5 protein-coding genes and 1 pseudogene are annotated in these 7,240 nt (G+C 50.2%); 4 read left to right on the top strand and 2 right to left on the bottom strand.

Annotated features, from left to right (window positions below; genetic code table 11):
• Positions 1–89: 89 nt before the first annotated feature.
• Entirely contained in the window at positions 90–371 is a 282-nt protein-coding gene (locus ABZJ92_RS12270; RefSeq protein ID WP_001295689.1) for a YjcB family protein, read from the bottom strand.
• A gap of 428 nt (positions 372–799) precedes the next feature.
• On the opposite strand from ABZJ92_RS12270, the pseudogene pdeC reads away from it, so the two are divergent.
• A pseudogene (pdeC, locus tag ABZJ92_RS12265) lies at positions 800–2,377 on the top strand (c-di-GMP phosphodiesterase PdeC).
• A gap of 2 nt (positions 2,378–2,379) precedes the next feature.
• On the opposite strand, the gene soxS reads toward pdeC, so the two are convergent.
• Positions 2,380–2,703, bottom strand: coding sequence for a superoxide response transcriptional regulator SoxS (gene soxS, locus ABZJ92_RS12260; protein WP_000019363.1), 324 nt, complete (start codon positions 2,701–2,703; stop codon positions 2,380–2,382).
• Positions 2,704–2,788: 85 nt separating this feature from the next.
• On the opposite strand from soxS, the gene soxR reads away from it, so the two are divergent.
• The 3 genes from soxR (at position 2,789) to ABZJ92_RS12245 (ending at position 7,108) form a co-directional block, all read left to right on the top strand.
• Positions 2,789–3,253 carry a redox-sensitive transcriptional activator SoxR gene (gene soxR, locus ABZJ92_RS12255; RefSeq protein WP_000412428.1) on the top strand — a complete coding sequence of 155 codons (465 nt, stop codon included), beginning with the start codon at positions 2,789–2,791 and terminating at the stop codon, positions 3,251–3,253.
• A 705-nt stretch (positions 3,254–3,958) separates the two neighbouring features.
• The gene (ghxP, locus tag ABZJ92_RS12250; RefSeq protein WP_000106875.1) at positions 3,959–5,308 is read left to right on the top strand and encodes a guanine/hypoxanthine transporter GhxP; all 1,350 of its coding nucleotides are present in this window, start codon (positions 3,959–3,961) and stop codon (positions 5,306–5,308) included.
• A gap of 150 nt (positions 5,309–5,458) precedes the next feature.
• Positions 5,459–7,108: a Na+/H+ antiporter gene (locus ABZJ92_RS12245; protein ID WP_000402207.1), complete on the top strand. Its 1,650-nt coding sequence runs from the start codon at positions 5,459–5,461 to the stop codon at positions 7,106–7,108.
• The last annotated feature ends 132 nt before the right edge of the window (positions 7,109–7,240 follow it).

The raw sequence follows: 7,240 nt of genomic DNA, 5'->3' as shown, positions 1-7,240 counted from the left end.
CTGATGGAAATGGAAGCCACGCAAGCACCTTAAAATCACCATCATACACTAAATCAGTAAGTTGGCAGCATTACCGAGGCTTCTACGTATCAGGTCAAAATCATTGGCCATTGTGGCGGTGTCTGATTCATCTCTTCTATCATCACCGACTCGATGTTGTGCCAGATAGCGGTGATGTCCGCCATTGTGATGCCAAGCAACCCCATTGCGAACCAACAGGCGGAAACAACGCCCAGACCGCTGCTGATCACCGCAAGCCCGACATAATCAGACCGACGAAAACGGATGTTGAGTGTGCTGGCCAGAAACATCATTACGGCACTAAGAAGTTGCCAGCGAAGAAGAACCACGCCAGTGGTGAGGGTAGCCATCAAACAATTCCTCTGAAAAGAGCCGATGCCCTGGACAGCGCGGCGTTGTTCACGGGAGGCGTGGTACACTCTGGCTATCGCGGGGCTTGCAGAACACAAAAATGAAACACTCTGTTTGTTTCATTAATTTTGTGAACTATATCACAATTGATTGTTTGTTAGCCATATTAGGCCGTGACTTTTATTGCTGTACAAATTATGTGGTTTTTCAGTGGCATTAAGGGCATATCTTCCCGCCGCCTCTGTATTCCTGTAGAAAATTAATTTTGAATATCAATGAATTATTTTCATCCAGGTGACGATTAAAAAGGTATCAATTTCAAATCAGGCAAAAGTGCTATTTATACCGTAAGATTTATCTAAAGACGTCGGTAGCCAGGGTTTCACCTTGCAATGGCCGGGTATAAACAGGCAGGAAATTGATAGCAATGAGTCATCGTGCACGACACCAATTACTGGCGTTGCCGGGCATTATCTTTTTAGTTCTCTTTCCCATCATTCTTTCGCTATGGATTGCCTTCCTTTGGGCAAAATCAGAAGTGAATAATCAGCTCCGAACCTTTGCTCAACTGGCACTGGATAAATCCGAGCTGGTCATTCGCCAGGCAGATTTAGTGAGCGATGCAGCTGAACGCTATCAGGGGCAAGTTTGCACTCCAGCCCATCAAAAGCGAATGTTGAATATTATTCGTGGCTATCTTTATATTAATGAATTCGTGATAACCATTTTTTATGCTCATCGCTGATAGCGCCTGTAAACGGCTATACGATTGCACCGGCCGATTATAAGCGTGAACCTAACGTTTCTATCTATTATTACCGCGATACGCCTTTTTTCTCTGGCTATAAAATGACCTATATGCAGCGGGGAAATTATGTGGCGGTTATCAACCCTCTCTTCTGGAGTGAAGTGATGTCTGATGACCCGACATTGCAATGGGGTGTGTATGATACGGTGATGAAAACCTTTTTCTCGTTAAGCAAAGAGGCCTCGGCAGCAACGTTTTCTCCGCTGATTCATTTGAAGGATTTAACCGTACAAAGAAATGGCTATTTATATGCGACAATTTATTCGACAAAACGCCCAATTGCAGCCATTGTTGCGACTTCATATCAACGTCTTATAACCCATTTTTATAATCATCTTATTTTTGCGTTGCCCGCCGGTATTTTGGGGAGTCTTGTTCTGCTATTACTCTGGCTACGTATTCGACAAAACTATTTATCTCCCAAACGTAAATTGCAACGCGCCCTCGAAAAACATCAACTTTGTCTTTATTACCAGCCAATAATCGATATCAAAACAGAAAAATGTATCGGCGCTGAAGCGTTGTTACGTTGGCCTGGTGAGCAGGGGCAAATAATGAATCCGGCAGAGTTTATTCCGCTGGCAGAAAAGGAGGGGATGATAGAACAGATAACTGATTATGTTATTGATAATGTCTTCCGCGATCTGGGCGCGTACCTGGCAACACATGCCGATCGCTATGTTTCTATTAACCTGTCGGCCTCCGATTTTCATACGTCACGGTTGATAGCGCGAATCAATCAGAAAACAGAGCAATACGCGGTGCGTCCGCAGCAAATTAAATTTGAAGTGACTGAGCATGCATTTCTTGATGTCGAAAAAATGACGCCGATTAATTCTGGCTTTCCGCCAGGCTGGTTACGAAGTGGCAATTGATGATTTTGGTATTGGCTACTCTAACTTGCATAACCTTAAATCATTGAATGTCGATATTTTGAAAATCGATAAATCGTTTGTTGAAACGCTGACCACCCACAAAACCAGTCATTTGATTGCGGAACACATCATCGAGCTGGCGCACAGCCTGGGGTTAAAAACGATCGCTGAAGGCGTCGAAACTGAGGAGCAGGTTAACTGGCTGCGCAAACGCGGCGTGCGCTATTGCCAGGGATGGTTTTTTGCGAAGGCGATGCCGCCGCAGGTGTTTATGCAATGGATGGAGCAATTACCCGCGCGGGAGTTAACGCGCGGGCAATAAAACTACAGGCGGTGGCGATAATCGCTGGGAGTGCGATCAAACTGCCGACGGAAAACGCGGGAGAAGGTCTGCTGCGAGACATAACCCAGGTCCATTGCGATATCAAAAATCGGACGCTCGGTGGTGCGCAACTCAACGGCGGCCAGTAACAGGCGGCGTTGGCGAATGTAATCGCCAAGCGTCTGATGCGTCACCGTGCGGAACATCCGTTGCAAGTACCACTTTGAATAGCCTGATTTTTTTGCGACGACATCAATGTTAAGCGGCTGGTCAATATGCACGTCAATCCATGCGATAAGATCCTGAATAATTTTCTGATGGGACATAAATCTGCCTCTTTTCAGTGTTCAGTTCGTTAATTCATCTGTTGGGGAGTATAATTCCTCAAGTTAACTTGAGGTAAAGCGATTTATGGAAAAGAAATTACCCCGCATTAAAGCGCTGCTAACCCCTGGCGAAGTGGCGAAACGCAGCGGTGTGGCGGTATCGGCGCTGCATTTCTATGAAAGCAAAGGGTTGATTACTAGTATCCGTAACAGCGGCAATCAGCGGCGATATAAACGTGATGTGTTGCGATATGTCGCAATTATCAAAATCGCTCAGCGTATTGGCATTCCGCTGGCGACCATTGGTGAAGCGTTTGGCGTGTTGCCAGAAGGGCATACGTTAAGTGCGAAAGAGTGGAAACAGCTTTCGTCCCAATGGCGAGAAGAGTTGGATCGGCGCATTCATACCTTAGTGGCGCTGCGTGACGAACTGGACGGATGTATTGGTTGTGGCTGCCTTTCGCGCAGTGATTGCCCGTTGCGTAACCCGGGCGACCGCTTAGGAGAAGAAGGTACCGGCGCACGCTTGCTGGAAGATGAACAAAACTAAAGCGCCACAAGGACAAGCTGACTCATCGTTAACTATGGGGCCGGGGTGAGGGTAAATATTTGCACTGGTGCTGCCTGTTCCCCTCACCCTAACCCTCTCCCCGAAGGGGCGAGGGGACTGATCGAGCTCTTTTGGAATTATCCGCAAACACAAAACTAAAGCGCCACAAGGGCGCTTTAGTTTGTTTTCCGGTCTTTGTCTTTCTCTCTATCCCGCTGGAACACAGGAGGGTTTCCCCCGACGTCAACACACCTCATTCGAGCACGTGGTGGAGGTTCCGGTTGGTGTTGATGCTTTAATTGTATGTCACCGACGTTTCTTCGCCAGTGTAAAAGTATACTTTTTAGCCGCAATATTTTTGTCATCTCAGACGATTTTTTATCGCAATCCAGAACGGTATACGGCTCGATAACGCTGCAATCTTGCACATCGACGATAACGTTTGCGCATCAATTGCCTGGTTTTTCATCGTCAAGACAATAAAAGAGAAAAAAGCAGCAAACTTCGGTTGAAAAAGCCGCTATGATCGCCGGATAATCGTTTGCTTTTTTTTACCACCCGTTTTGTATGCGCGGAGCTAAACGTTTGCTTTTTTGCGACGCACCAAATTGCCGCAAACCTGGAGCAGGAAGATAACGTTTCGCTGGCAGGGGATTGTCCGCCACGCATCTTGACGAAAATTAAACTCTCAGGGGATGTTTTCTTATGTCTACGCCATCAGCGCGTACCGGCGGTTCACTCGACGCCTGGTTTAAAATTTCACAACGTGGAAGCACTGTCCGTCAGGAAGTGGTTGCCGGGTTAACAACGTTTCTGGCGATGGTCTACTCGGTCATCGTCGTTCCAGGTATGTTGGGTAAAGCAGGCTTCCCGCCTGCGGCAGTTTTCGTTGCAACCTGTCTGGTTGCCGGACTCGGTTCTATCGTGATGGGTCTGTGGGCTAATCTGCCGTTGGCGATTGGTTGCGCCATCTCCCTGACGGCGTTTACCGCATTCAGCCTGGTGCTGGGGCAACATATTAGCGTACCTGTCGCGCTGGGTGCCGTGTTCCTGATGGGTGTGCTGTTTACGGTAATTTCTGCCACGGGTATCCGTAGCTGGATTTTGCGCAACTTGCCGCACGGTGTGGCGCACGGCACGGGGATCGGTATCGGTCTGTTCCTGCTGCTCATTGCCGCTAATGGTGTCGGTCTGGTGATTAAAAACCCGCTTGATGGTCTGCCCGTTGCGCTGGGTGATTTCGCGACCTTCCCGGTGATTATGTCACTGGCAGGTCTGGCGGTGATCATCGGCTTGGAAAAACTGAAAGTCCCTGGTGGCATTCTGCTGACCATTATCGGTATCTCAATTGTCGGTTTGATCTTCGATCCTAACGTCCATTTCTCCGGCGTTTTCGCCATGCCTTCATTGAGCGATGAAAACGGCAATTCACTGATTGGCAGCCTGGACATTATGGGCGCGCTGAATCCTGTAGTCCTGCCAAGCGTTCTGGCGCTGGTGATGACGGCAGTATTTGATGCCACCGGAACTATCCGCGCTGTCGCCGGCCAGGCGAACCTGCTGGATAAAGATGGGCAGATCATCGACGGCGGGAAAGCACTGACCACTGACTCCATGAGCAGCGTTTTCTCTGGCCTGGTGGGTGCAGCTCCGGCAGCGGTATACATCGAGTCTGCGGCGGGTACGGCGGCGGGCGGTAAAACCGGGTTGACGGCTATCACCGTTGGCGTGCTGTTCCTGCTGATTCTGTTCCTCTCTCCGCTTTCTTACCTCGTTCCGGGGTATGCAACGGCTCCGGCGCTGATGTACGTTGGCCTGCTGATGCTGAGCAACGTGGCGAAAATCGACTTTGCTGATTTTGTTGATGCGATGGCGGGTCTGGTTACGGCGGTATTCATCGTGCTGACCTGTAACATCGTAACAGGCATCATGATCGGCTTCGCGACTCTGGTGATTGGTCGTCTGGTTTCCGGTGAATGGCGCAAGTTGAACATCGGTACGGTCGTTATCGCCGTGGCGCTGGTGACCTTCTATGCGGGTGGCTGGGCTATCTAATCTTTCATCGGATTCTGAAAACGGGTGGCAATGGCTGCCCGTTTTTATTTTCTCCGCACATTGTGTGAGCTTTTGCGATATTCTGAAAAAATGAGAATTCAGGCATAACGTCTTTCTCAGATCATAAAAAACATCGCAAACAGGGAACGCATGGAAATCTTCTTCACCATACTGATAATGACCCTCGTGGTCTCGCTGTCCGGGGTGGTCACTCGTGTCATGCCCTTTCAGATCCCGCTTCCGCTTATGCAAATCGCCATCGGTGCGCTACTGGCGTGGCCGACGTTTGGTTTGCATGTGGAGTTTGATCCTGAACTCTTTTTAGTCTTGTTTATCCCGCCGTTGCTGTTCGCTGATGGCTGGAAAACGCCGACCCGTGAATTTCTCGAACATGGTCGAGAGATTTTCGGCCTCGCGCTGGCGCTGGTGGTGGTCACCGTGGTCGGCATTGGCTTCCTTATTTACTGGGTGGTGCCGGGCATTCCGCTGATCCCCGCCTTTGCGCTGGCGGCGGTACTTTCTCCGACCGATGCTGTGGCGCTCTCCGGGATTGTTGGCGAAGGGCGCATCCCGAAAAAAATCATGGGCATTTTGCAGGGCGAAGCGTTGATGAATGACGCTTCCGGCCTGGTGTCGTTGAAGTTTGCCGTGGCAGTGGCGATGGGGACGATGATCTTCACTGTCGGCGGTGCGACGGTCGAATTTATGAAAGTAGCCATTGGCGGTATTCTTGCCGGTTTTGTGGTGAGCTGGCTGTATGGTCGCTCGCTGCGATTCCTCAGCCGCTGGGGCGGTGATGAACCCGCGACGCAGATCGTTCTGCTGTTCTTGCTGCCATTCGCTTCTTATCTGATTGCCGAACATATTGGCGTTTCGGGCATCCTCGCTGCGGTTGCCGCCGGGATGACCATCACCCGCTCCGGTGTGATGCGCCGTGCGCCACTGGCAATGCGCCTGCGCGCAAACAGCACCTGGGCGATGCTGGAATTTGTCTTTAACGGCATGGTGTTCCTGCTGTTAGGTCTGCAACTGCCGGGTATTCTGGAGACGTCGCTGATGGCGGCAGAAATCGACCCTAACGTCGAAATCTGGATGCTGTTTACCGATATTATTCTGATATATGCGGCGCTGATGCTGGTCCGTTTCGGCTGGCTGTGGACGATGAAAAAGTTCAGCAACCGCTTCCTGAAGAAGAAGCCGATGGAGTTTGGTTCGTGGACCACACGAGAAATCCTGATCGCGTCTTTCGCTGGGGTGCGTGGGGCGATCACTCTGGCCGGTGTGCTCTCAATCCCGCTGCTCTTGCCGGATGGTAACGTCTTCCCGGCGCGCTATGAGCTGGTGTTCCTGGCGGCTGGCGTCATTCTCTTCTCGCTGTTTGTCGGCGTGGTGATGTTGCCTATTCTGCTACAACACATTGAAGTCGCGGACCATTCGCAACAATTGAAAGAAGAACGTATTGCGCGAGCGGCAACGGCAGAAGTGGCGATTGTGGCGATCCAGAAAATGGAGGAGCGTCTGGCGGCGGATACCGAAGAGAATATCGATAACCAGTTGCTTACGGAGGTCAGTTCTCGCGTCATTGGTAACCTGCGTCGTCGCGCCGATGGACGTAACGACGTTGAAAGTTCCGTGCAGGAAGAGAACCTTGAGCGTCGCTTCCGTCTGGCGGCATTGCGTTCTGAACGTGCTGAACTGTACCACCTGCGCGCCACGCGGGAGATCAGCAACGAAACGCTGCAAAAATTACTGCACGATCTCGATTTGCTTGAAGCGTTGCTAATTGAGGAAAATCAGTAAGCCGAAAGCGACGTAACCAGGCCCGAGGTAATCTGAAAAAGGTGCAATCTTTTGCACCTTTAACAGGTTAGCTCGGGCGAACATTCATGATTCTAAAACAAATAAGTTATCTCTCTTGTAAAGTCAATTCAT

This window comes from Shigella sp. FJ200513, from assembly GCF_040495915.1.
In the GTDB taxonomy this organism is placed as follows: domain Bacteria; phylum Pseudomonadota; class Gammaproteobacteria; order Enterobacterales; family Enterobacteriaceae; genus ECMA0423.
The sequence above is the reverse complement of the archived record's forward strand: the minus strand, read 5'-3'. Positions and strand labels throughout refer to the sequence as shown.

What these genes read in the sequence shown, in the direction of transcription:
- soxR (WP_000412428.1), top strand. Translation starts at nt 2,789, where the DNA reads ATGGAAAAGAAATTACCCCGCATTAAAGCGCTGCTAACCCCTGGCGAA.
- ghxP (WP_000106875.1), top strand. Translation starts at nt 3,959, where the DNA reads ATGTCTACGCCATCAGCGCGTACCGGCGGTTCACTCGACGCCTGGTTT.
- soxS (WP_000019363.1), bottom strand. Translation starts at nt 2,703, where the DNA reads ATGTCCCATCAGAAAATTATTCAGGATCTTATCGCATGGATTGACGTG.
- ABZJ92_RS12245 (WP_000402207.1), top strand. Translation starts at nt 5,459, where the DNA reads ATGGAAATCTTCTTCACCATACTGATAATGACCCTCGTGGTCTCGCTG.
- ABZJ92_RS12270 (WP_001295689.1), bottom strand. Translation starts at nt 371, where the DNA reads ATGGCTACCCTCACCACTGGCGTGGTTCTTCTTCGCTGGCAACTTCTT.